The organism is Streptomyces sp. NPDC111802, assembly GCF_055634335.1.
This window is the reverse complement of sequence record NZ_JBVKCZ010000003.1, coordinates 238,207-260,281: the sequence shown is the minus strand read 5'-3', so window position 1 is coordinate 260,281 and position 22,075 is coordinate 238,207. Positions and strand designations below refer to the sequence as shown.

15 protein-coding genes and 1 pseudogene are annotated in these 22,075 nt (G+C 70.8%); 8 read left to right on the top strand and 8 right to left on the bottom strand.

All coding sequences use genetic code 11. The features are described 5' to 3' along the window. Nucleotides 1–9: 9 nt before the first annotated feature. The 4 genes from ACZ7NC_RS04435 (at nt 10) to dnaK (ending at nt 5,705) form a co-directional block, all read left to right on the top strand. Nucleotides 10–1,071, top strand: a complete 1,062-nt coding sequence (locus ACZ7NC_RS04435) for an ATP-binding protein (RefSeq protein ID WP_471484788.1) — start codon at nt 10–12, stop codon at nt 1,069–1,071. Continuing rightward, on the top strand, nt 1,068–2,879 hold the full coding sequence (locus tag ACZ7NC_RS04430; protein WP_471484786.1) for a vWA domain-containing protein: 1,812 nt from the start codon (nt 1,068–1,070) through the stop codon (nt 2,877–2,879). Before ACZ7NC_RS04435 ends, ACZ7NC_RS04430 begins: the two co-directional genes overlap by 4 nt. Nucleotides 2,880–2,944: 65 nt before the next feature. Beyond that, complete coding sequence (locus ACZ7NC_RS04425) at nt 2,945–3,373, top strand: OsmC family protein (RefSeq protein WP_471484784.1); 429 nt, start codon at nt 2,945–2,947, stop codon at nt 3,371–3,373. Nucleotides 3,374–3,824: 451 nt separating this feature from the next. Further along, nucleotides 3,825–5,705, top strand: coding sequence for a molecular chaperone DnaK (gene dnaK / locus ACZ7NC_RS04420; protein ID WP_471484782.1), 1,881 nt, complete (start codon nt 3,825–3,827; stop codon nt 5,703–5,705). A gap of 18 nt (nt 5,706–5,723) precedes the next feature. Here dnaK and narJ read toward each other — a convergent pair. The 5 genes and pseudogenes from narJ to ACZ7NC_RS04395 form a co-directional block, all read right to left on the bottom strand. Beyond that, a pseudogene (gene narJ / locus ACZ7NC_RS04415) lies at nt 5,724–6,219 on the bottom strand (nitrate reductase molybdenum cofactor assembly chaperone). Next, nucleotides 6,219–7,604 carry a 4Fe-4S dicluster domain-containing protein gene (locus tag ACZ7NC_RS04410; protein WP_471484781.1) on the bottom strand — a complete coding sequence of 462 codons (1,386 nt, stop codon included), beginning with the start codon at nt 7,602–7,604 and terminating at the stop codon, nt 6,219–6,221. The pseudogene narJ and the gene ACZ7NC_RS04410 overlap by 1 nt, the downstream one beginning before the upstream one ends. After that, nucleotides 7,604–11,131, bottom strand: coding sequence for a nitrate reductase subunit alpha (locus ACZ7NC_RS04405; RefSeq protein ID WP_471484779.1), 3,528 nt, complete (start codon nt 11,129–11,131; stop codon nt 7,604–7,606). Before ACZ7NC_RS04405 ends, ACZ7NC_RS04410 begins: the two co-directional genes overlap by 1 nt. A 103-nt stretch (nt 11,132–11,234) precedes the next feature. Then, on the bottom strand, nt 11,235–12,050 hold the full coding sequence (locus tag ACZ7NC_RS04400; RefSeq protein WP_471484777.1) for an SAM-dependent methyltransferase: 816 nt from the start codon (nt 12,048–12,050) through the stop codon (nt 11,235–11,237). Nucleotides 12,051–12,111: 61 nt separating this feature from the next. After that, nucleotides 12,112–12,975 carry a DUF5753 domain-containing protein gene (locus ACZ7NC_RS04395; protein WP_471484775.1) on the bottom strand — a complete coding sequence of 288 codons (864 nt, stop codon included), beginning with the start codon at nt 12,973–12,975 and terminating at the stop codon, nt 12,112–12,114. Nucleotides 12,976–13,191: 216 nt separating this feature from the next. On the opposite strand from ACZ7NC_RS04395, the gene ACZ7NC_RS04390 reads away from it, so the two are divergent. Then, nucleotides 13,192–13,617, top strand: coding sequence for a hypothetical protein (locus ACZ7NC_RS04390; RefSeq protein WP_471484774.1), 426 nt, complete (start codon nt 13,192–13,194; stop codon nt 13,615–13,617). Here the strand turns inward: ACZ7NC_RS04390 and ACZ7NC_RS04385 are convergent. Together ACZ7NC_RS04385 and ACZ7NC_RS04380 are read right to left on the bottom strand one after the other, a co-directional pair. Then, nucleotides 13,599–14,429, bottom strand: coding sequence for a helix-turn-helix domain-containing protein (locus tag ACZ7NC_RS04385; RefSeq protein ID WP_471484773.1), 831 nt, complete (start codon nt 14,427–14,429; stop codon nt 13,599–13,601). The genes ACZ7NC_RS04390 and ACZ7NC_RS04385 overlap by 19 nt on opposite strands. A gap of 246 nt (nt 14,430–14,675) precedes the next feature. Next, complete coding sequence (locus ACZ7NC_RS04380; protein ID WP_471484771.1) at nt 14,676–15,398, bottom strand: dienelactone hydrolase family protein; 723 nt, start codon at nt 15,396–15,398, stop codon at nt 14,676–14,678. 434 nt (nt 15,399–15,832) lie between these two features. Between ACZ7NC_RS04380 and ACZ7NC_RS04375 the strand changes: the two genes are divergently transcribed. From ACZ7NC_RS04375 to ACZ7NC_RS04365, 3 genes are all read left to right on the top strand, one after another. Then, nucleotides 15,833–16,135 (top strand): 4a-hydroxytetrahydrobiopterin dehydratase, encoded by a 303-nt coding sequence (locus ACZ7NC_RS04375; protein ID WP_471484769.1) that lies wholly within the window; start codon nt 15,833–15,835, stop codon nt 16,133–16,135. Nucleotides 16,136–16,140: 5 nt separating this feature from the next. Next, nucleotides 16,141–16,884, top strand: a complete 744-nt coding sequence (locus ACZ7NC_RS04370) for a class I SAM-dependent methyltransferase (RefSeq protein WP_471484767.1) — start codon at nt 16,141–16,143, stop codon at nt 16,882–16,884. Nucleotides 16,885–16,991: 107 nt separating this feature from the next. Then, nucleotides 16,992–18,866 (top strand): rhamnogalacturonan lyase, encoded by a 1,875-nt coding sequence (locus tag ACZ7NC_RS04365; protein ID WP_471484766.1) that lies wholly within the window; start codon nt 16,992–16,994, stop codon nt 18,864–18,866. A gap of 96 nt (nt 18,867–18,962) precedes the next feature. Here ACZ7NC_RS04365 and ACZ7NC_RS04360 read toward each other — a convergent pair whose 3' ends face one another. Further along, the gene (locus tag ACZ7NC_RS04360) at nt 18,963–21,878 is read right to left on the bottom strand and encodes a glycoside hydrolase family 48 protein (protein WP_471484764.1); all 2,916 of its coding nucleotides are present in this window, start codon (nt 21,876–21,878) and stop codon (nt 18,963–18,965) included. Between the last annotated feature and the right edge of the window lie 197 nt (nt 21,879–22,075).

The window sequence follows — 22,075 nt, the reverse complement described above, 5'->3', positions numbered from 1 at the left end:
GTTTCTGCCTTGCAGGCAGCCGTCACCGTCACGCCCGCCCGAATCCCCGAACTGCTCCTCGGTCTCGCCACCGTGCGGCCGGTCTTCATCTGGGGCGCCCCCGGCATCGGAAAGTCCTCCCTCGTCCGGGACTTCGCCGCGTCGCTCGGGCTGGAGTGCGTGAGTCTGCTCGGCACCCAGCTCGCGCCGGAGGACCTGATCGGCGTGCCGCAGATCCGTGACGGGCGTTCGGTGTTCTGCCCGCCGGAGGCGATCGCCCGCGACGAGCCGTACTGCCTGTTCCTGGACGAGCTGAACGCGGCCACGCCGGATGTGCAGAAGGCGTTCTACTCGCTGATCCTGGACCGCCGGATCGGCAACTACGAGCTGCCCAAGGGCTCCATCGTCATCGGCGCCGGGAACAGGGCCACCGACAACGCGCTCGCCCGGCCCATCGCCTCCGCCCTCGTCAACCGCCTCACCCACGTCCACCTGGAGGCCTCCGCCAAGGACTGGCTGACCTGGGCCGCGAACAACGGCATCCACCCGTGGATCCTCGACCATCTCACCGACCGGCCCGACCACCTGTGGTCCAAGCCGCCGAAGACCGAGGAGCCGTTCTCCACCCCCCGCTCCTGGCACATGCTCTCCGACGCGCTGCACTCCTTCGGCCGCGACCTCGACGAGGAGACGCTGAAGGTCCTGGCGCACGGCACGCTGACGCCGACGCACGCCACCGCGTTCTGCGGCTACGTCAAGATCGTGCGCAGCCAGTACGGCATCGAGGCCATCGTCAAGGGCGACGCCCGCTGGCCGCACCGCATGGAGGACCGCGACCTGCTGTACTACCTCGCCGAGTCCTTCCGCGGCCGTCTGATCAAGGAGCTGCCGGCGAGCAAGGAGCACATGTCGGCGAACGGGCGCCAGACCGCGTACCGCGCCAAGTCGCTGCTGGTGCAGCTCGCGGAGATCTCCGTCGAGGTCGCCCAGAGCGTCATCGCCTCCGACGCGGACGGCAACCCGGTGCTGCCGTCCTGGTTCCTGGTGGAGGCCGCGCGGGACATGCCCCGACTGGTGGAGGCGCGGCGATGAGCCGGACCCACGACAAGGGGAAGGGGAAAGGGAAGAAGAAGCGGGACCCGGCGGCAGAGGCCTTCGCCGAGGGGCTGCGGCTGGTGCGGGCAAACCCCGCGCTCGCCGGCGTCGAGTTCACCGTCTGCCGCCACGACAAGTGCGAACAGGCGCCCCGCGACGGCCTCGTCCGCGTCGACTCCGACGGCGTCCTGCATGTGCACCCGGAGCGACTCGCCGAACCCGCCACCTGGGCCTGGGTCATCGCGCACGCCGTGCTGCACCTCGGCTTCGGCCACGTCCCTTCCAGGAAGGGCACGCCCGTGCAGCCCGACCGCGCCGACCTCGCCGCCCGCTGTGTCGTCGTCAACCGCTTCCTGCTCACCTTCCCGGTCGGGAAGGCACCTGACCACCTGCCGCTGACCTATCCGGACGGCGACGAGGAACAGCTCGCCGAGCGCTGGCGGCGCGACGGCGTTCCGGCCGGGTACGAGCGCTGCGGCACGGCGGGCCCGGAGCCCGACCAGCTCCTCGTGGAGTGGATGGGCTGGTTCGGATCGCCCCCCGACCATCAGCTGGCCTTCGCGACCGCGCTGACCCGGACCGTGTCCACCGCGATGGACATGGCGGGCGGCCGACGCGACTCCATGCTCGGCGAGCCGGTCAAGAAGCGGCCCTGGCAGTGGGCGCTGGAGTGGTTCATCACCTCCTACCCGCTGCTCGGCGGCATCGCGGCCGGCATCAAGCTGGTCGCCGACGCCGAACTCGCCCGCGCGCACGGCATCGCCGTCGCCGCCGTCAACGCCGAGGCCGGCGAGATCTACATCAACCCGCTGCGCCAGTTCGAGCCCGAGGAGTGGCGGTTCATCCTCGGCCACGAGATGCTGCACGCCGCTCTGCGCCACGGCGACCGCTGCGGCACCCGCGACCCCTATCTGTTCAACGTCGCCTGCGACTACGTCATCAACGGCTGGCTGCGCGAGATGCAGGTCGGCCAGATGCCCCAAGGGCTGCTGTACGACGCCCAGTTCACCGGCCTGTCCGCCGAGGAGGTCTACGACCGGATCACCGGCGACCTGCGCCGGATGCGCCGGCTGGCCACCCTGCGCGGCAAGGGCGTCGGTGACGTACTCGGCGCCCCGCTCGGACCGCCCGGCGACCCTGTCGACCTCGACGAGTTCTACCGCCGGGGCCTGAGCCAGGGCCTCGACCTGCACCAGCAGCAGGAGCGCGGCTTCCTGCCCGGCGGCCTGGTCCAGGAGATCCGCGCGCTCAGCCATCCGCCGCTGCCCTGGGACGCCCGACTGGCCCGCTGGTTCGACGAGTTCGTGCCGCGTCCGGAGCCCGTGCGGACGTATGCGCGCCCCGCGCGCCGCCAGGCGTCGACCCCCGGTATCCCGCGCGCAGGCCGCTACTTCCCGCCCGAGGAGATCGCCCGCTGCACCTTCGGCGTGGTCCTGGACACCTCCGGCTCCATGGGCGCCGGCCTGCTCGGCAAGGCGCTCGGTGCGATCGCCTCGTACGCCGAGGCGCGGGACGTACCGGCCGCGCGGGTCGTGTTCTGCGACGCGGGACCGTACGACGCCGGGTATGTGCCGGTGACGGACATCGCGGGGCGGGTGCGGGTGCGCGGCCGTGGCGGTACGGTCCTGCAGCCGGGGATCGACCTGCTGCAGCGCGCCGACGACTTCCCGCCGGGCGCGCCCGTCCTCGTCATCACGGACGGCTGGTGCGATGTGCTGCGGGTGCGGCGCGAGCACGCGTACCTGATTCCCCCGGGCCGTCGCCTGCCGTTCACCCCGCGTGGGCCGGTCTTCCGGGTGCAGTGAGCCGGAGTGTGATCGGATGGGGGCACGGACCCCAGCAAACGGGCCCCCACGCGAAAGGAAGAACCGTGGCTACCACGCGCTCCGCACACACCGTCTGGGAAGGCAACCTGCTCGAGGGCAACGGAGTCGTCAACTTCGACTCTTCCGGTGCCATCGCCGCACAGCCGGTCACGTGGGCCTCGCGCTCCCAGGACGCGAACGGCAGGACCAGCCCGGAGGAGCTGATCGCCGCCGCGCACTCCAGCTGCTTCTCCATGGCGCTGTCGCACGCGCTCGCCGGCGCCGGCACCCCGCCCACCAAGCTCGTCACCTCCGCCGACGTGAGCTTCCAGCCGGGTGAGGGGATCACCGGCATCCACCTCACCGTCGAGGGGACGGTGCCGGGCATCGACAACGAGGCGTTCGTCGCCGCGGCGGAGGATGCCAAGAAGAACTGCCCGGTGAGCCAGGCCCTGACGGGTACGAACATCACGCTCTCCGCCAAGCTGGCCTAGGCCGTGTCCGCAAAGTCCCGTCGTCCGCCCGGAGGGCGGGCCCCGCGGCGTCTGGTGCGTGCTCTCGGCGTGCCGGGCGGAAGCCCTCGTACTGGGCGTACTTGGGCTTGCGCCCGGTGCGGCGAGAGCGCGTGCCAGGCGTCGCGGGGCAGGCGGGACTTTGCGGACACGGCCTAGCGCCGCGCGGGGGTGCGGGGCGTCGTGGCTGGTCGCGCGGTTCCCCGCGCCCCTTCAGGGGCGTCGCCGTGCCCGCTCCCCGTGCACCGGCGGCTCGCTCGTGCGACGGTATTGCGGGAGGCGTTCCGCACCCGCCGCGCCCTGGCCCTCCGGGGCTGAGCGCCCGCTCAGCCGCCGTTTGGCACCCGCTTCCCAGGTCACTCGTCCCATTGACAAGAACTCGCTCAAGTTTTGTGCTGGAGTTCCAGAGGTGCCCTGGCGGAAGGGGACAACGATGGCACGCGCGGTCGGGATCGATCTCGGGACCACGAACTCGGTGGTCGCCGTCCTGGAGGGCGGCGAACCCACTGTCGTCGCCAACGCGGAGGGGGCCAGGACCACACCGTCGGTCGTGGCCTTCGCCAAGAACGGCGAGGTGCTCGTGGGGGAGGTGGCCAAACGGCAGGCGGTGACGAACGTGGACCGCACCGCCCGCTCCGTGAAGCGCTACATGGGCGACGCCGGCTGGCGTTTTCCCGACCAGGGGGACATCGACGGCACCCGCTATCGGGCCCAGGAGCTGTCCGCCCGGGTCCTGCAGAAGCTCAAGCGGGACGCCGAGTCCTATCTCGGCGAGGATGTCACCGACGCGGTGATCACCGTCCCCGCCTATTTCGACGACACCCAGCGGCAGGCCACCAAGGAGGCCGGCGAGATCGCGGGCCTGAAGGTGCTCAGGATCATCAACGAGCCCACGGCCGCCGCCCTCGCCTACGGACTGGACCGGGGCGACGAGCAGACGGTGCTGGTCTTCGACCTCGGCGGCGGCACCTTCGACGTCTCCCTGCTGGAGATCGGCGACGGCGTCATCGAGGTCAAGGCCACCAACGGCGACACGCATCTGGGCGGCGACGACTGGGACCAGCGGATCGTCGAGTACCTGGTGAAGAAGTTCAAGGGGCAGTACGGCATCGACCTCGGCAACGACAAGATGGCCTTGCAAAGGCTGCGCGAGGGCGCCGAGAAGGCCAAGATCGAGCTGTCCAGCTCCTCCGAGACGACGATCAACCTGCCCTACATCACCGCCTCCGCCGAGGGCCCCCTCCACCTGGACGAGAAGCTGACCCGGGCCCAGTTCCAGGAGCTCACCGCCGACCTCCTCGACCGCTGCAAGACCCCCTTCCACCAGGCGGTCAAGGACGCCGGCATCAAGCTCTCCGCGGTCGACCACGTCATCCTCGTCGGCGGCTCCACACGGATGCCCGCCGTCACCGAGCTGGTGAAGGAACTGACCGGCAAGGACCCCCACAAGGGCGTCAACCCCGACGAGGTCGTGGCCGTCGGCGCGGCCCTCCAGGCCGGCGTGATCCGCGGCGACGTCAAGGACGTCCTGCTGCTCGACGTCACCCCGCTGTCCCTCGGCATCGAGACCAAGGGCGGCATCATGACGAAGCTCATCGAACGCAACACGACGATCCCCACCCGGCGTTCGGAGATCTTCACCACGGCCGCCGACAACCAGCCCTCCGTCGGCATCCAGGTCTACCAGGGCGAACGCGAGATCGCGGCGTACAACAAGAAGCTGGGTGTCTTCGACCTGACCGGTCTGCCCCCGGCGCCGCGCGGCGTCCCGCAGATCGAGGTCGCCTTCGACATCGACGCCAACGGGATCATGCACGTCTCCGCGAAGGACCTGGCGACCGGCCGCGAGCAGAAGATGACGGTGACGGGCGGCTCGGCCCTGCCGAAGGACGACATCGACCGCATGATGCGAGAGGCCGAGCAGTACGCCGAGGAGGACCACAAGCGGCGCGAGGCGGCGGAGACCCGCAACCAGGCCGAGCAGCTCGTCTACCAGACCGAGAAGTTCGTCCGCGACAACGAGGACAAGGTCCCGGCGGACACCAGGGCCGAGGTCGAGTCGGCGATCACGGACCTCAAGCAGCAGCTGGAGCAGAACGCCGAGACGAACGCCCTGCGCACCGGCATCGAGAAACTCGCCACGGTGAGCCAGAAGATGGGCCAGGCGATGTACGCCCAGTCCCAGCAGGCGCCGGCAGACGCGGATGCGGGCACGGGCACGGGCACGGAGCAGACGGCACCGCAGGACGACGACGGTGTGGTGGACGCGGAGATCGTCGACGACGAGAAGGACCAGAAGGGCGGCGCCGCCTGACGCCCGCCGCCCAGTGGGTCACGGGCGCGTTCCCGGGTGTGCGGTCGGCAGTGTGGCGCACACGGCGTCCAGGACGGAAGCGTACGGGGTGCCGAAGTCGGTGAGCCTGGAGCGCAGCTGCTCCAGGCAGTCCCGGTGGTCCAGCAGGAGATCGGTGTCGCCGGTACGGGCCGCGAACTCCAGTACCGCGGGGAGGAAGTCGGGCAGCTCCTCGCCGGAGAACTCCAGACCGTGGGCGCGGTAGAGGTCCCTGAAGCGGAGCATCGACATGTCGCGCCGCCGGGTGTCCCCGTCGCGCCACCAGGTCAGATACAGGCTGTGACGGTTGTCGAGGTCGAAGACCTCGACATAGTGCGCGGCCAGTTCCCCGGGGGGGCGTGAGCGCCGCGTGGTCGGTGAACTCCCGAAGTTGCGGGGCGGCTTCGCGCAGCAGGGGCAGACGGGCGCGGAAGTCGTCGTCGGGGTAGGTCAGGCAGAGCGCGGCCGCCTGGTACAGCACCTCGAAGGACGGCATCAGACCTCCTCGGCGTCGGCTGTGTCAGCTGCGGTCCGCCGTCCGCGCAGGGCGTGGAAGTTCTCCACCGTCACCAGCGGCAGCAGTTTGCGGCCCGAGTCCTGGCCGAGGGGTCCCTCCGCGCCCATCCCGGGCCCGCCGTCGTAGTCGAGGCTGCACCCCTGCGGGAGCGCCGACTCCTCCAGACGCCTGGCGTCGGCGGCGGCCGCCGTCGGAATGACGTACCGGTCCTCGTGCGTGGCGATCGCCAGCAGCCGGTACATCTCCTCGATCTCCTCGGCCCGCATACCGACGGCGGCCGGCACCGAGGGGTCCGGCTCGTCCCCGAGGTTGATCGCCCGCATGTGGGAGCGCATCGCGGCGAGCTTCTCCAGCGAGGAGCGGACCGGGCCGATCGCCCCGGCCGTGAACATCTCCGCCAGGTACTCCAGCGGTATGCGCAGGCTGTCGATCGCGCCGAACAGGTTTCCCGCGTCCTCGCCGTCGTGCCCGGTCTCCGTCAGCACGTCCACCACCGGGGAGAGCGGCGGGATGTACCAGACCATCGGCATCGTCCGGTACTCCGGGTGCAGCGGGAGGGCGACCCGGTACTTACTGATCAGCGCGTGCACCGGGGAGCGGCGGGCCGCCTCCAGCCAGTCGTAAGGGATCCCCGCCCGCTCGCACGCCTGCCGCACCCCGCGGTCCTCGGGGTCGAGGAAGATGCCCAACTGCGCCTCGTACAGGTCCCGTTCACGCGGGACGGAGGCGGCGGCCGTCACCCTGTCGGCGTCGTACAGCACCACCCCGAGATAGCGCAGCCGGCCCACGCATGTCTCCGAGCAGACCGTCGGCAGGCCGGCCTCGACGCGCGGATGGCACATCGTGCACTTCTCGGCCTTGCCGGTGGCGTGGTTGAAGTACACCTTCTTGTACGGGCATCCCGGCACGCACATCCCCCGGCCCCGGCACCGGTCCTGGTCGACGAGGACGATGCCGTCCTCCGCCCGCTTGTACATCGCACCCGACGGACACGACGCCACGCAGGACGGGTTGAGGCAGTGCTCGCAGATGCGCGGCAGATAGAACATGAAGCTCTGCTCGAACTCGAACCGCACCTTGTCCGAGGCCTGCGTACGCGCCCGCTCGACCAGCGGGTGGAAACGACCGCCCGCCTGCAGCTTCAGCGCGCCCCGCCGGTTCAGCTCCCAGCCGCCGCGCCGGCGTTCCTGGTCCTCGTAGCGGCGTGGGGAGCCCGGCCCGGGGCGGGTCTCGACGTTGTTGAACCAGACGTGCTCCATGCCAGGCCGGTCGGTCCACGCCTGCTTGCAGGTGACCGAGCAGGTGTGGCAGCCGATGCACTTGTCGAGGTTCATCACCATGGCGATCTGGGCCATCGGACGCATCAGTACTCGACCTCCTGGCTGCGGCGGCGGATCACCGTCACCTCGTCACGCTGGTTGCCCGTCGGGCCCAGGTAGTTGAACGCCCAGGAGAGCTGGGCGTAGCCGCCGACGAGATGGGACGGCTTGAGGATCAGCCGGGTCAGCGAGTTGTGGAACTTCGGTACGGCGACGGTGCGTTCCCGCGCGTGGTGCGTGTAGATGGTGCCGTGCGGTATCCGGTGCGAGACGACCGCCTGTGCGACGACCACGCCGTCGCGGTTGACCGTCTCGACCCAGTCGTTGTCCACGACGCCGATCGCGTCCGCGTCCTGCGGGGACATCCAGATGTTCCGGCCGCCTCGGGAGAGGGCCAGCATGAACAGGTTGTCCTGGTACTCGGAGGGGATGGACCACTTGTGGTGCGGGGTGAGATAGCGGACCGTCACCTCCCGTCGGCCGTCCGGGCCGAGGCGCGGTTCGCCGAGCAGTTTGTTCATGTCCAGCGGCGGCCGGTAGACCGGGAGCGCCTCGCCCAGTTCCTGGATCCAGTCGTGGTCGAGGAAGAAGTGCTGGCGGCCGGTGAGGGTGTGCCAGGGTTTGAGGTGCTCGGTGCTGAGGGTGAAGGCGGTGTGGCGCCGCCCGCCGGACTCGCTGCCCGACCACTCCGGCGAGGTGATCATCGGCACGGGCGCGGCCTGCGTGTCCGCGTAGGTGATCCGCTTGCCCTCGTGCTCGGCGGCCAGGTGCGCCGTCTTCTGCCCCGTGCGGGCCTCCAGCGCGCGGAAGCCCTGGGTGGCGAGGCGGCCGTTGGTGGCGCCGGAGAGGGCGAGGATGGTGTTCGCCGCCTTCACGGCCGTGTCCAGCAGCGGGCGGCCGTCGCCCGTCGTGCCGTTCAGGTGCCGGAGGTCCTCGACCTCCTCGTCCGGCCTGAGCGTGATGCCCTTGGCGGGCAGCCCGAGCTGCTCCACCAGCGGACCGAGCGCGGCGAACCTGGCGCCGATCGCCGGGTAGTCCCGCTCCACGACGGTCAGGTTCGGCAGGGTCCTGCCGGGCACCGGATCGCACTCCCCGCGCCGCCAGTCCAGCGCGACCCCGCCGGGCTGGGCGATCTCGCCCGGGGTGTCGTGCTGGAGCGGGGTCGCCACCAGGTCCCTGCGTACGCCGAGATGGTCGACGGCCAGTTCGCTCAGCCGCTCGGCCAGCGCCTTGAACGTGTCGAAGTCGGTGCGCGCCTGCCACGGCGGGTCCACGGCCGGGGTGCAGGAGTGGACGGAGGGGTGCATGTCCGTGCCGGCCAGATCGTGCTTCTCGTACCAGGTCGCGGCGGGCAGGACGACATCCGACAGCAGCGTCGACGACGTCTGCCGGAAGTCCAGCGACAGCAGCAGATCGAGCTTGCCCTCGGGTGCCTCGTCGTGCCAGGTCACCGCACGCGGCCGTACGTCCGGCGCAGCCTCCTCGGCCCGCAGGGACGAGTGCGTGCCGAGCAGGTGCCGGGTGAAGCACTCGGCGTCCTTCGCCGACGAGCCCGGCAGGCCGGCCCGCCACAGCGTCAGTATCCGCGGCCAGTTCTCCGGCGCGTCCGGATCCTCGCAGGCAAACTTCAGTGTGCCCGCGCGCAGTTCGGCCACCACCCGCGACACCGGATCGCCGAACACCTCGCCCAGCTCCAACGGATTGCGGTCGAAGGTCGGATACGACGGCATCCAGCCCACGCGCGCCGACAGCGCCAGACAGTCCGCGCCCGTCATCCCCCGGAACCGCCCCGTACCGAGCGGCGAGGCCAGCAGGTCGGCGCCGAACCGGTCGTAGCGCCACTGGTCGGTGTTGAGGAACCAGTACGCGGTGCCGATCATCCGGCGCGGCGGCCGCGACCAGTCCGACGCGGCCGCGAGCGTCGCCCAGCCGGTCACCGGACGGCACTTCTCCTGGCCCCCGTAGTGCGCCCAGCCGCCGCCGTTGCGGCCCTGGCAGCCGGTGAGCTGGAGCAGGGCGAGGAAGGCGCGGTGGATCGTCTCGGAGTGGAACCAGTGGTTGGTGCCCGCGCCCGTCAGGATCATGCAGCGGCCCTTCGACCGCTCAGCCGTCCGCGCGAACTCCCGCGCGATCCGCACGCACTTGGCCGCCGGGACGGAGGTCTGCGCCTCCTGCCAGGCGGGCGTGCCGGGCGCCTCGGCGTCGTCATACGACGTGGGCCAGCGGCCCGGCAGTCCGCGCCGGCCGACCCCGTACTGCGCGAGCAGCAGGTCGAAGACCGTCGTCACCAGCGGACCGTTCGCACCCCCGAGTTTCGTCGCCGGGACACCACGCCGTACGACGTCCCCGCGCCCCTGTCCATGCGGCCCGCCCTCGGTGTCGAAGCGGGGCAGGAGCACCTCCACGCCGGCCGAGACCGCACTGCCGTACAGGCTCAACGTCGGTCGTATGTCGCCCAGTTCGAGATTCCACCGTCCCTTGCCCGACTCGGTCCAGCGAAAGCCGAGGGAACCGTTCGGGGCGAGCGCTCGGCCCGACACCTCGTCCAGCACGACCGTCTTCCACTGGGCGCCCTCGCCCCGCTGCCCCAGGTCCGAGGCGCGCAGGAACTTCCCCGGGACGTGGCTGCCGCCCCGCTTCTCCAGGGTGACCAGGAAGGGCAGGTCGGTGAACTGCCGTACGTAGTCGGCGAAGAACGGTGTCTCGCGGTCGACGAAGAACTCCTTGAGGACGACATGCCCCATGGCCAGGGCCAGCGCGCCCTCCGTGCCGGGGTGCGGGTGCAGCCACTCGTCGGCGAACCTGGCGCTGTCGGCCTGGTCGGGGGCGACGACCACGACCTTCTGGCCCCGGTAGCGGGCCTCCGCCATCCAGTGCGCGTCGGGCGCGCGGGCCGCCGGGACGTTCGAGCCCCACATCATCAGATACGCCGCGTCCCACCAGTCGCCGGACTCCGGCACGTCGCTCTGGTCGCCGAAGACCTGCGGGGAGGCGACGGGCAGGTCGGCGTACCAGTCGTGGAAGGACAGCATCGGGGCGCCGATGAGGGAGTGGAAGCGGGCGCCGGCCGCGTGCGACACGATCGACATCGCGGGCACGGGGGAGAAACCGGCGATGCGGTCGGGGCCGTACGCCCTGATGGTGTGCACATACGCGGCGGCGACCAGCTCGATCGCCTCGTCCCAACTCGCCCGCACCAGGCCGCCCTTGCCGCGCGCCCGCTGGTAGCGGCGGCGGCGCTCGGGGTCGCTCTGCACGTCCGCCCAGGCCAGGACCGGGTCCTTGAGGCGTTCCTTCGCCTCCCGGTACATCTGGAGGAGCGCCCCGCGGACGTACGGATGGCGGACCCGGGTGGGGGAGTGGGTGTACCGGGAGAAAGCGGCGCCCCGCGTGTTCACGACCTTGTCGTGGCCCCTCCGGTCCCGGTGGAACGCGTCCGCCGCGCGCCCGCCGGTCAGCGCGACGCTGTGCAGATCGGGCGCGGGCGTGCCGGGCCGGAAGAACCTGCCGGCCTTCAGCAGCGCCGCGCCCGGCTCGGCGGGCGCGGTGGGCGGTATCCGGGTGTCGGTCACAGGCGCTCCCTTGCTTGCCCTGATCACGAACCTAGGGCGGGGCGCGGGAGCGCACCCGTTCACGGCGCCCGTACGGGTCACCGCCGCACGGCGACGGTGCGGGTCAGGGCTTGCGGGCGACCCCCGCGTACACGGGCACGATGCCCTCGGCCTGGGCCGCCACGTCGGCCGGCTCCGGGCGCCAGCCGTAGACCGGGATGATGCCGGGGCCGAGCAGCTCCAGACCGTCGAAGAAACGGGAGAAACCGGCCAGCGACCGGGGGTGGAACGGGGTGCCGCCGCGCCGGAAGTGGTTCGCCGCCTTCTCGATGGCGTCCGGGCTGAGGTCCGGGGTGACCTGGGACAGGATCAGATAGCTGCCCGGGGCGAGCGCGGCGACGTACCTCTCCAGCAGGCCGTACACGTCGTCGCCGTCGGGGTCGTCGCCCAGATAGTGGGTGAGCGCGACCAGCGACAGCGCGACCGGTCGGCCGAAGTCCAGGGACTCGCCGGCCCGGCCCAGCAGCGTGTCGACGTCCCGGACGTCGGCGTGCACATAGTCCGTGCCGCCCTCGGCGGAACCGTGCAGCAGGGCCTCCGCGTGCCGCAGCACGATCGGGTCGTTGTCCGCGTACACGACCTTGGCCTCCGGGGCGACGCCCTGCGCGACCTGGTGCAGATTGGGCTCGGTGGGGATGCCCGTGCCGATGTCCAGGAACTGGCGTATCCCGGCCTCGGCGACCGTGCGTACGGCACGGTGCATGAAGCGGCGGTTGGCGCGCGCGCCGCGCAGCACCGTGCCGTCCACGGCGAGGATCCTGCGGGCCAGCTCCTCGTCCACCGGGTAGTTGTCCTTGCCGCCCAGCCACCAGTCGTAGACCCGCGCCGGATGCGGGCGGCTGGTGTCGACGCGGGCGGGCACGGACTCGGATCCGGTCATGCGGGGTCTTCTCCTCGGGGTCGATTGCCTGGACGGTCCGCTGCCTCGGCAGTCCGCTGCCTCAGCAGTCCTCGCGGTACTCCCGCAGGATCTTCTTCGTGCGCTCGGCCGACGCCGCGGCCGTCGACATGTGGTCCAGGACCTCCAGATGCGCGGCGACCTCCGTGCGGGAGTCGAGGTACAGGGCGCCGCTGAGGTACTCGGTGTAGACCATGTCGGGCAGTTCCGGCTCGGCGAAACGGAACAGGGTGAAGGGCGCGTACGTCCCCGGGTGCGGGCCGGAGGCGAACTCGGCGATCTGGAGCGTGACGCGGTCGCGCTCGGCGAACTCCAGCAGCCTGTCCACCTGGTCGCGCATCACCCGGCCGCCGCCGCTCACCGGGCGCCGCAACACCGTCTCGTCCATGATCACCCACAGATGGGGCGGGTCCGGGCGCTCCAGCAGCCGCTGCCGCTCCATACGCAGGGACACATGCCGCTCGATCGTCTCCGGGCCGGTCTGCCCGATCGTCCCGGCCCGCATGACGGCACGGGCGTACTCCTCGGTCTGGAGCAGACCGGGCACGAAGTGCGGCTCGTAGGAGCGGACGATCCGGGCGGCGCCCTCCAGGCTCACATACAGGCTGAACCAGTCCGGCAGCACGTCGTGGAACCGCTGCCACCAGCCCGGCTGATTGGCCTCCTCGGCCAGCGAGACGAACCCGGCCGCCTCCTCCTCCGGTACGCCGTACGTCTCCAGCAGCACCTGTACGTACGGGATCTTCAGCGCGACCTCGGCCGTCTCCATCCGTCGTACCGTCGCCGCGGCGACGCGCAGCACCCGCGCGGCCTCGTCACGGCCCAGGCCGGCCGTCTCCCGTAGCTCCTGCAAGCGTTTGCCGAGTACCACCTGGCCGACGGTGGGCGCGGGTCGCCGCTCACTCACGCCACGCCTCCCCTACGCGCCGAAAGTACGGGGTGCAGTGTGCCATGTTCGGGGGTGCCATGGGGTGGCCGGACTGTGCCCATTACCCCGCAGGTAATCGACCGGCCCGCTTGTCCGCGAGAGCGTTGAGGTACCGGATTCCGGGCCGGCGCACTCCGGTCCGGGGTCCGGCCGCCTCACATTTCTCAACTCGACCTCGACGGAGGGTGATTCACCATGTCCGCCATCTCGCTCGCCGCGCTCGCCCGGACCTCCGACCCGCAGACCGTGCTGCGCCGATTCCTGGCCCTGGACGCGGTGGTGACCGGGGCGAACGGGCTCGCCTATCTCGTGGCGTCCGGCCCGCTCGGCCGCCTCCTCGGCGTCGACTCCACGCTGCTGCTCGCCCTCGGCGGATTCCTCGCGGTGTACGCCGGTGCCGTCGCGCTGCTCGCCTCCCGTGCCCGCCCGGCCGAGTTCCCGGTGCGTGCCGTGATCGAGGCCAACCTCGCCTGGGCCGTGCTCAGCATCGTCGCGCTCGCGCTGTGGCTGTCGCCGACCACGGCGGGCTCGGTGTGGACCGTGCTGCAAGCGCTCACCGTCGCCGGGTTCGCCGCCCTCCAGTACATCGCCCTGAAAGTTCGTCAGGGAAGCAGCGACTGAAGGTACTTGACCGTCGCCGGGTCGGCCGGGAGCAGTGTCTCGATGGCCAGCTCGGCGACGGTCACGTCCATGGGCGTGTTGAAGGTGGAGATGGAGGAGATGAAGGACAGGACGCGGCCCTCGTGCTCGATCTGCATCGGCAGCGCGAAGTACGGGACGGGCTCGGCCGGTTCGACGCCGGGGGCCTCCTGCGGCACCGGATAGGCGGCGACCTCCTCGTACAGCGCGCGCAGCGGCTCGGATCGGTGCAGGGCGATCTGCCGCTGCATCTGCGCGAGGAGATGGCCGCGCCACTCGCGCAGGTTGCGGATGCGGGGCGCGAGGCCCTCCGGGTGCAGGGTCAGACGCATCGCGTTCAGCGGGGGCTGGAGGAGGTGCTCGGGGATGCCGTCGAGGAGCATGAGGATGCCGCGGTTGGCCGCGTGGACGTTGTACATCGCGTCCACGACGAGGGCCGGGTAGGGCTCGTAGCCCTGGATCAGCTGTTCCATGCCCGCGCGGAGCGCGTCCAGTGCCGGGTCGTCCAGCGGGGTCTCCGGGTAGTGCGGGGCGTAGCCGGCGGCCAGCAGCAGCGCGTTGCGCTCGCGCACGGGCACCTCCAGATGCTCGGCCAGCCGCAGCACCATCTCCTCGCTCGGCCGTGAACGGCCCGTCTCGATGAAGCTGATGTGCCGGGCCGAGGAGTCCGCCCGCAGCGCCAACTCCAGCTGACTGACCCGCCGTTGCTCACGCCAGGCCCGCAGCAGCGGACCGACGCCCTGGCCGGAGGGGGCGATGGGCGGCTGGGCTGCGGCGGACGGGACAGTGGTCATGAGTACGACCGTAATCGAGGAGCGGGGGAATGAACGAGCGGTGGCAGTCGCGGGAGGACCTTACCGACGTCAATCCGGAGAGGCGCCGCCCCGACCGGCCGGTACCGCCGATGGCCGGTACCGCCGCGATCGGGGCGGTTGTGCATCTGCCGGCCGCCGTCATGGAGGAGGGCCGGGGCCTGTCCTCGATGAGCGGCGTCCTGGCCGACTCCGCCTACCGGCTGATGCCGGCCTGGCGGCCCGGCCTCACTTCAGGTGCCGGTCCAAGAACCGGCACCCGTCCTCCAGCTCGAACCACGGGGTGCCGGTGTGCCCGCCCAGATTGGCGTGCAGCGTCTTCTCCTTGGTGCCGAAGGCGTCGAACAGATCCAGGGCCCGCTGCCGGGGGTTCCCCTCGTCGTCCCACTGCAGCAGGAACAGCAGCGGAACGGTGATCTGCCGGGCCTCCTCGCGCTGGGCGCGGGGCACGTACCCCCCGGCGAAGAAGCCGGCGGCCGCGATGCGCGGCTCGGCCGCCGCCAGCCGAATGCCGAGGGCGGTCCACCCCGAGTACCCGACCGGGCCGCCGATCTCCGGCAGCTCAAGGAGGGCGTCCAGGGTGGTCCGCCACTCCGGGACCGCCTTTTCGACCAGCGGGCCGATGAAGGACTCGAAGATCTCATCGACCGGCTCGCCGGCCTGCGTCGCCCGGCGGAGGTCGGCGCGGGCCTGCTCGTCGGCGGCGGAACGGGGCCGGTCACCGCACCCGGAGGCGTCGATGGAGGCCACCGCGTAGCCGTACGCCGCGCAGTGCCGGGCCCGGGCCACCAGCCGGGACTCCCTCCTGGGCAGGCCGTTGTTGTGGGCCATCAGGATCAGCGGGGCCGGTGCGGCGGATCCGGGCGTCCACAGGGTGCCGGGGATCTCACCGAGAGTGAATTCGCGATCGAGGACGCCGTCGTCGAGGCGTTGTTCGGAAGTGAATCGCATGGTCGTGCCTTTCGGGAGTGCGCTTGAACGGCGCTCCCGGACGACCTATCGCCCGACCGCGACCCCGGAGGGGAGCACCCATGTCGATACTGCGTTCACGGGTACCACCTCCTCGTTCTCTCGCACGGCCTCCGGGAAAGTAGCAGGGGCCGCCGTGGTCCGCCAACAGGTTTTCGCGGCGGCTCCGTGGCCGAGCGCCACGGAGTCACTCGCCTGAAGGCAGGCTCCGGGGCGGGGCTCGTCCCCGGCTACAAGGGCTACGGCGCCAGAGGGGGCCCGGGTGGCGATCGTGGCAGCGGATCCCCGTACTCGCCGCCGACCCGGCCGCCGAAAGTGTGCGCCGCCGACCACGGGGCATGGGTCTGACCAGGGCCGTCGCGCCCGCCCTGTGGCAGGCTGAAGACGTACCCTCCGACGCAGGAAGGAGCGAGGCCATGCCCCTGGAACCGCTGTCGCAGAAGGAGATCGAGGACCGGCTCGCGGAGCTGCCGGGCTGGTCGCCGGACGGTGACCGGATCGCCCGTTCCTACCGGCTCCCCTCGCACTTCGCGGCCACGGCGATGGTCGTGCACATCGCCCAGGTCCAGGAGGAGCTCGACCACCATTCCGACCTCACCCTGGGCTACAACACCGTCTCCCTCACCGTGAACACACACACCGTGGGCGGCGTGACCGAGCGGGACTTCGACCTCGCCCGGCGGATCGAGGAACTCGCCCCGGGCCACGGGGCACAGTGACGGGCGTGCTGGACTACGACAAGGAAGCCGAGCGGTACGACGTCTCACGCGGCGGCGAGCCACGAGCCGCCGCCGCGGCCGAGGCCGTGCTGGGCCTGCTGCCGGACGGGACGCGGCGCCTGCTCGACGTCGCCTGCGGCACCGGAATCGTCACGCGGCGGCTCGCCGCAGGCCGGGACGGTCTGTCCGTGACCGGTGTCGATCTCGCGCCCGCGATGGCCCGGCACGCGGCCGCCCGGCTGCCGGGCGCCGTGGTGCTCGCCGACAGCCGCCGATTACCGTTCCCGGCCGGACGGTTCGACGCCGTCAGCAGCGTGTGGCTGCTGCACCTCGCGGGGAGCGCCCAGGACGTCCGGACCATCGTCGGCGAGTGCGCCCGAGTCCTGCGGCCCGGCGGGGTGTACATCACCACGGTCGACAAGGCCGCCGCCCACAACGTCGGCAGTGACATCGACGCCGTGATGGCCTCCCGCCCGCACCGCCCGGCCCGCGACGCGGCGGACCTCGTCGAGTCGTACGCGCTCGGCCACGGCCTGGTCCCGGCCGGCGGGGCCCGCTTCACCGGTCACGGCCAGGGCCGCAGCCCCCGCCGCACAGTCGCCGACCTGCGCCGGGGCTGGTTCGTCGCCCTGCCGCCCGGTGGCGCGCTCGCCGACGGCTTCGCCGCCCGCCTGGCGGAACTTCCGGACCAGGACCGGCCCCGGCCCGACCCGGTGTTCACGGTGCGGGCGTTCCGCAAGCCCGGGTGACGCTCGCCCGGAGGGCGGCCCAACTGGCCCACGAACACGGCAACTTCCGCACGCACGGCGGCGACTGAGGGAACGGAACCGTCCGTCCTCCCGAGGAGGTACGTCACGTGCAGCACCCGCGCAAGCACCGTAGACGCCGGGCCGCCCTCGCCGCGACCCTCGCCACCGCCGCCCTGACCGCCGCCGGACTCATCACCCCGAACGGCGCCGGGACAGCCGAAGCGGCCACCGCCCGCCAGGTCGAGGCCCTCGACCGAGGCGTGGTCAGCGTCCACACCTCCAGCGGCAACCTGGTCAGCTGGCGCTGGCTGGGCACCGATCGGAACGACGTCTCCTTCAACGTCTACCGGGCCGGCACGAAGGTCAACTCGACCCCGATCACCGGCTCCACGAACTACTTCCACTCCGGCGCCCCCGAACAGGCCGACTACACCGTCCGCGCCGTCGTGAACGGCGTCGAGCAGGGCGACTCCGTGCACGCCGTCCAGTTCCGCACGGGCTACAGGGACGTCCCCCTCAGCCCGCCCGCCGGCGGCACGACCCCCGACGGAGTCGCGTACACCTACGAGGCCAACGACGCCTCGGTCGGCGACCTCGACGGCGACGGCGCCCTCGAATTCGTCCTCAAGTGGCAGCCCACCAACGCCAAGGACAACTCCCAGTCCGGCTACACCGGCAACACGATCGTCGACGGCATCAAGCTCGACGGCACCCGGCTGTGGCGCGTCGACCTGGGCCGCAACATCCGCTCCGGCGCGCACTACACACAGTTCCAGGTGTACGACTACGACGGCGACGGCCAGGCCGAGGTCGCCATGAAGACGGCCGACGGCACGGTCGACGGTACGGGCGCGGTGATCGGCAGCTCATCGGCCGACCACCGGAACGCGTCCGGCTACGTCCTCTCCGGGCCCGAGTACCTGACCATGTTCAACGGCCGGACCGGCAGGGCGATGGGCACGGTCGACTACGTCCCGGCTCGGGGCACGGTCTCGTCCTGGGGCGACTCGTACGGCAACCGGGTCGACCGGTTCCTCGCCGGTACCGCCTACTTGGACGGCTCCCGCCCCTCGCTCGTCATGGCGCGCGGCTACTACACCCGTACCGTCATCGCCGCCTGGGACTGGCGCGACGGCGCCTTCACCCGCCGCTGGACCTTCGACACCAACGCCTCCACCAACACCGGCAAGGGATTCGACGGCCAGGGCTCGCACAGCCTGTCCGTCGGGGACGTCGACGGCGACGGCAGGGACGAGATCGTCTACGGCGCGATGGCCGTCGACGACAACGGCTCCGGTCTTTGGACGACGAAGACCGGCCACGGCGACGCGCAGCACCTGGGAGATCTGGATCCCTCGCACGCGGGCCTGGAGTACTTCAAAGTGTCCGAGTCGACGTCGCAGCCGGCCGAGCTGTACATCAACCCGGCCAATGGCACGGTCAACTGGACGCTGGCCGCCTGCTGTGACAACGGCCGGGGAGTGGCAGGGGACATCTACGCCGGGAACGACGGCGCCGAGATGTGGTCCGCCTCCGACACCTCGATCCGCGACGAGGCCGGCGCCGCCAAGGGCCGCGAGCCGTCCTCGGTGAACTTCCTGTCCTGGTGGGACGGCGACACCGTCCGCGAACTCCTCGACGGCACCCACATCGACAAGTACGGCACGTCGTCCGACACCCGCCTCCTGACCGGATCCGGGGTCTCCTCCAACAACGGCACCAAGGCCACGCCCGTGCTCTCCGGCGACATCCTCGGCGACTGGCGCGAGGAGGTCGTCTGGCGCACCAGCGGCAACACGGCCCTGCGGATCCACTCCACGCCGTACGAGACGAACACGAAGATCACGACCCTGCTGCACGACACGATGTACCGCACGGGCCTCTCCTGGCAGAACACCGCGTACAACCAGCCCCCGCACCCGAGCTTCTTCCTCGGCAACGGGATGGCCACGGCGCCCAGTCCGGTGGTGTACACCCCATGACCGGGTGAAACGAAGGGGCGTGGGGAACTGCGCGACCAGGCACACACAACCCGCAGTCGCCAGTCCACCCACGCCCCTCAAGACGCTCCGCGCCGCTTACTCCAGCAACTCCGCATACGAGCCCATGGCCAACGCGATGTCCGCCTGGGCCCAGAACCGGTGATACGTGAACGACGGCGCCGCGCCGCCCGCGAGATACGCCTCGATCTTCGACCAGGCCGGATCGTCCTCGTAGAACGAGCGGATCGAGTCGAAGGTCGACGAAGAGTTGATCGCGTCGCCGTTCGGCATGGTGCCCGTCCAGCCGCTCGGGACGTGGATCGCGTCGTCGAAGCGGTTGTAGTCGGCCCGGGTCTCCGGGACGGCGACCCCCAGGGCGTCCTGGTGGTTGTCCCACATGCCGTCGAGAAGCGCCTTGGCCGTGCTCGCGGCCTCCGTGTCACCCGAGCGGTCGGCGTAGTACGTCAGGGTCTTGGCGTACGCGGCCGCCACACCGACGTCGTCGGTGTAGTCGGCGACGGTGACATGAAGTCCGTTGTTGGCGCCGGGACTTGACGGGTTCCAGGTGTCGGGCTGCCCCGACCACTGGAGGGTGGACGGGATCCGGTACGTGCCGTCAGGGTTGACGGTCGTCTCGGACAGCGCCCAGTCGACCCACTTGTCCAGGACGGCCTTCGCGGTCGCGTTCCCCGTCTGCTGGTAGTACTCGGCGACCCGCTCCATCGACCACGCCTGGAAGCCGAACCACTGGTTGGACGGCGGGTCGTGATAGACGGGCTGCTGGTCGTAGTACATGCCGTAGAAGGTCGACTTCCCGGTGGGCGGCGTCGCGTACCGGCCCGCCCAGCTGTTGGTCGCCCCGCCCGCGATCGCGCCCTCGCTGGACTGCAGCCAGCGGTAGAACTCGACCTGCCGCTCAAGGGACTTGGCCCAGTCCGCCTGCCCCGTCGCCGACTTGGGCTTCAGGTCGGCGTACGCGCTGAGCGCGTACGCGGCCATCGGGTTCTGGTAGCCGCCGTGCGCGTGGCTGGAGCCGATGCGCCAGGCCCAGCCCGCCGAGGTGTCGGTGGCACCGCCCCACGCGTAGTACCAGGACAGCAGGTAGAACGAGGCGTCCTTGCCGGTGCCCGCCGGGCAGGACGAGGGGCCCACACAGTTGCCGACCTTCTTGAAGTACTTGTCGTACATCGCGTAGCGCAGGTAGTCACCCATCTTCGCGGCCTTGGCCACGGTCGCGGAGATCTCGCCGCCCTTGCCCTGCTCGTCGGCCCACTTGTCGGCCCAGTACGCCGCCTGCACCGCACGGGCGTCCGCGTCCGGGGCGTTGGTGAACTTCCACTGCCTGGCGTACGACGCGTCACCCGTGAACAGGTCCAAGTACCCGTTCCTGCCACCGTACTTGAAGGCGTCGCAGGTGGGCTGCGGCACCGTCTCCCACACCGACTCCTGCGCGCCGCGCTGGAAGGTGTTGATGTACGACGGCCCGGTGTCCGCCGGTCCCGCCTCGCACTTGCCCGGTGAGTTGCCGTATCCGTAGACGTTGTCGACGTCCTGCAGCCAGTGCATGCCGTAGACGTCGTCCGTGCCGTAGGCCGACTTCAGTTCACCCGCGATCGGGTCCGTGCCGACCGGGACCGACGAGTCGAGCTTCGCCGGATACTCGTTCGGGGTGTCCAGCTCGGGCGCGTAGGTCGCCGGCTTCGACGCGTTGTAGAAGGAGTTGGTCGGCTGGTCCGCGTGGGTCGGGATCATGTACTTCTCCATGATCTCCCAGGCCCCGTTGAACTTGGACCAGTCGCCCGTGACCTTGCCGTACATGGCCTGCAGCCAGAGAAGGTAGCTGTAGGCCTCCGAGGTGGTCTCATGTCCGTGGTCCGGTGCCTCGACGATCAGTGTCTCGACCGAGTGGTAGGGGATGCCCTCGGGCGAGAAGTAGCCGTTCGCCGGGTTGGTGATCTTGCCGTACAGCTCCAGGAAGCGGGCGTCGTACGCCTTCGTCGCCGCGATCTGGGTCGCCGTGACCGTGGCCTTCGCGTGCCCCGTCGCCGTCGACTCGAAGGTCGCCGCGCCGGTGCCGGAGGAGTTGGCCGTGATGGTCACCTTCTGGGCGGTGTTCCAGTTCGCGGGAGTGAAGGTGAGTGAGGCGCCGCCGGTCACCGACAGGCCCGAGTTGCCGCTCGTACGAGCGGTCCTGACGGTGACATCGGCCGACGGCCGGGTCGACAGCTTGACGTCGAATGTCGCCGACTTGCCCTGTTGGACCGGGAGTTGGGCCGGGGTGGCCACCACGGCGGGACCCGAGGCGACCGTGATGCCGACCGGCGTGGACTCACCGGACGCGCCCAGGCTGTCGTACGCCTTCGCGAGCAGCGAATGACTGCCCACGGTCAAGCTTGAGACCGAGAGCGAGTACGGCGCCGATGTGTCCGTGCCCAGCAGCGTGGTGTCGTCGTAGAACTCGACCTTGCTGATGGTGGCGTTGTCCGCGGCGGCCGCGGTGGCCGCGAGCGGGACGGCGTCGCCCTGCGAGTAGACCGCGCCCGCGGCCGGGCTGGTCAGCACGGTGATGGGCGGTTGGTGCGCGCCGGTGCAACTCGTGCCGTTGACGGCGAAGTTCGTGGGGGCGGCGTTGCTGCCGCTGTAGGTGAACTGCGCGCCGGTCGTGACGCCGGCTCCGGCCGCGATCCGGCCGTTGTAGCCGGCGTCCTTCACGGTGATCGCCTGGCCGGACTGCGACCAGGTGCCGCTCCAGCCGTTGCTGAGCTTCTGGTTGCCCGCGTAGCTGTAGGTCAGGGTCCAGCCGTCGATGACGTCCGTACCGCGGTTGGTGACAGTCAGCTCCGCGGTGAAGCCGGAGCCCCAGTCATTGGCCTTGTAGTCGACACCGCACTGAACTGCCGCCGCCTGGACGGGAGTCGACCCGGTGCCGACCATCGTCAGGGGGAGCGTCAGGGCTGCCAGGACGGCCGTCCACAACCGTCGTACGGCTCTGCGTCTGCGTGGGGGATGCATGTGCTGGTTCCTCCTTGCGGCTCGGAGAAGTCAAGGCTTGAACCAGTGGGAGCGCTCCCATAGTGGGGACGGGGGTGCAAAGGGTCAAGGTGCTTGAAGAGTCGAAAAGATTCGATGAGTTCAGTTGAGCGAAAGTCAGTAACTCCTCTGTCCATCACCGTCACTTGGCGCTAACTTCATGGCACCAGTGGGAGCGA

What these genes read in the sequence shown, in the direction of transcription:
- ACZ7NC_RS04430 (WP_471484786.1), top strand. Translation starts at nt 1,068, where the DNA reads ATGAGCCGGACCCACGACAAGGGGAAGGGGAAAGGGAAGAAGAAGCGG.
- dnaK (WP_471484782.1), top strand. Translation starts at nt 3,825, where the DNA reads ATGGCACGCGCGGTCGGGATCGATCTCGGGACCACGAACTCGGTGGTC.
- ACZ7NC_RS04410 (WP_471484781.1), bottom strand. Translation starts at nt 7,604, where the DNA reads ATGCGTCCGATGGCCCAGATCGCCATGGTGATGAACCTCGACAAGTGC.
- ACZ7NC_RS04400 (WP_471484777.1), bottom strand. Translation starts at nt 12,050, where the DNA reads ATGACCGGATCCGAGTCCGTGCCCGCCCGCGTCGACACCAGCCGCCCG.
- ACZ7NC_RS04390 (WP_471484774.1), top strand. Translation starts at nt 13,192, where the DNA reads ATGTCCGCCATCTCGCTCGCCGCGCTCGCCCGGACCTCCGACCCGCAG.
- ACZ7NC_RS04385 (WP_471484773.1), bottom strand. Translation starts at nt 14,429, where the DNA reads ATGACCACTGTCCCGTCCGCCGCAGCCCAGCCGCCCATCGCCCCCTCC.
- ACZ7NC_RS04380 (WP_471484771.1), bottom strand. Translation starts at nt 15,398, where the DNA reads ATGCGATTCACTTCCGAACAACGCCTCGACGACGGCGTCCTCGATCGC.
- ACZ7NC_RS04375 (WP_471484769.1), top strand. Translation starts at nt 15,833, where the DNA reads ATGCCCCTGGAACCGCTGTCGCAGAAGGAGATCGAGGACCGGCTCGCG.
- ACZ7NC_RS04360 (WP_471484764.1), bottom strand. Translation starts at nt 21,878, where the DNA reads ATGCATCCCCCACGCAGACGCAGAGCCGTACGACGGTTGTGGACGGCC.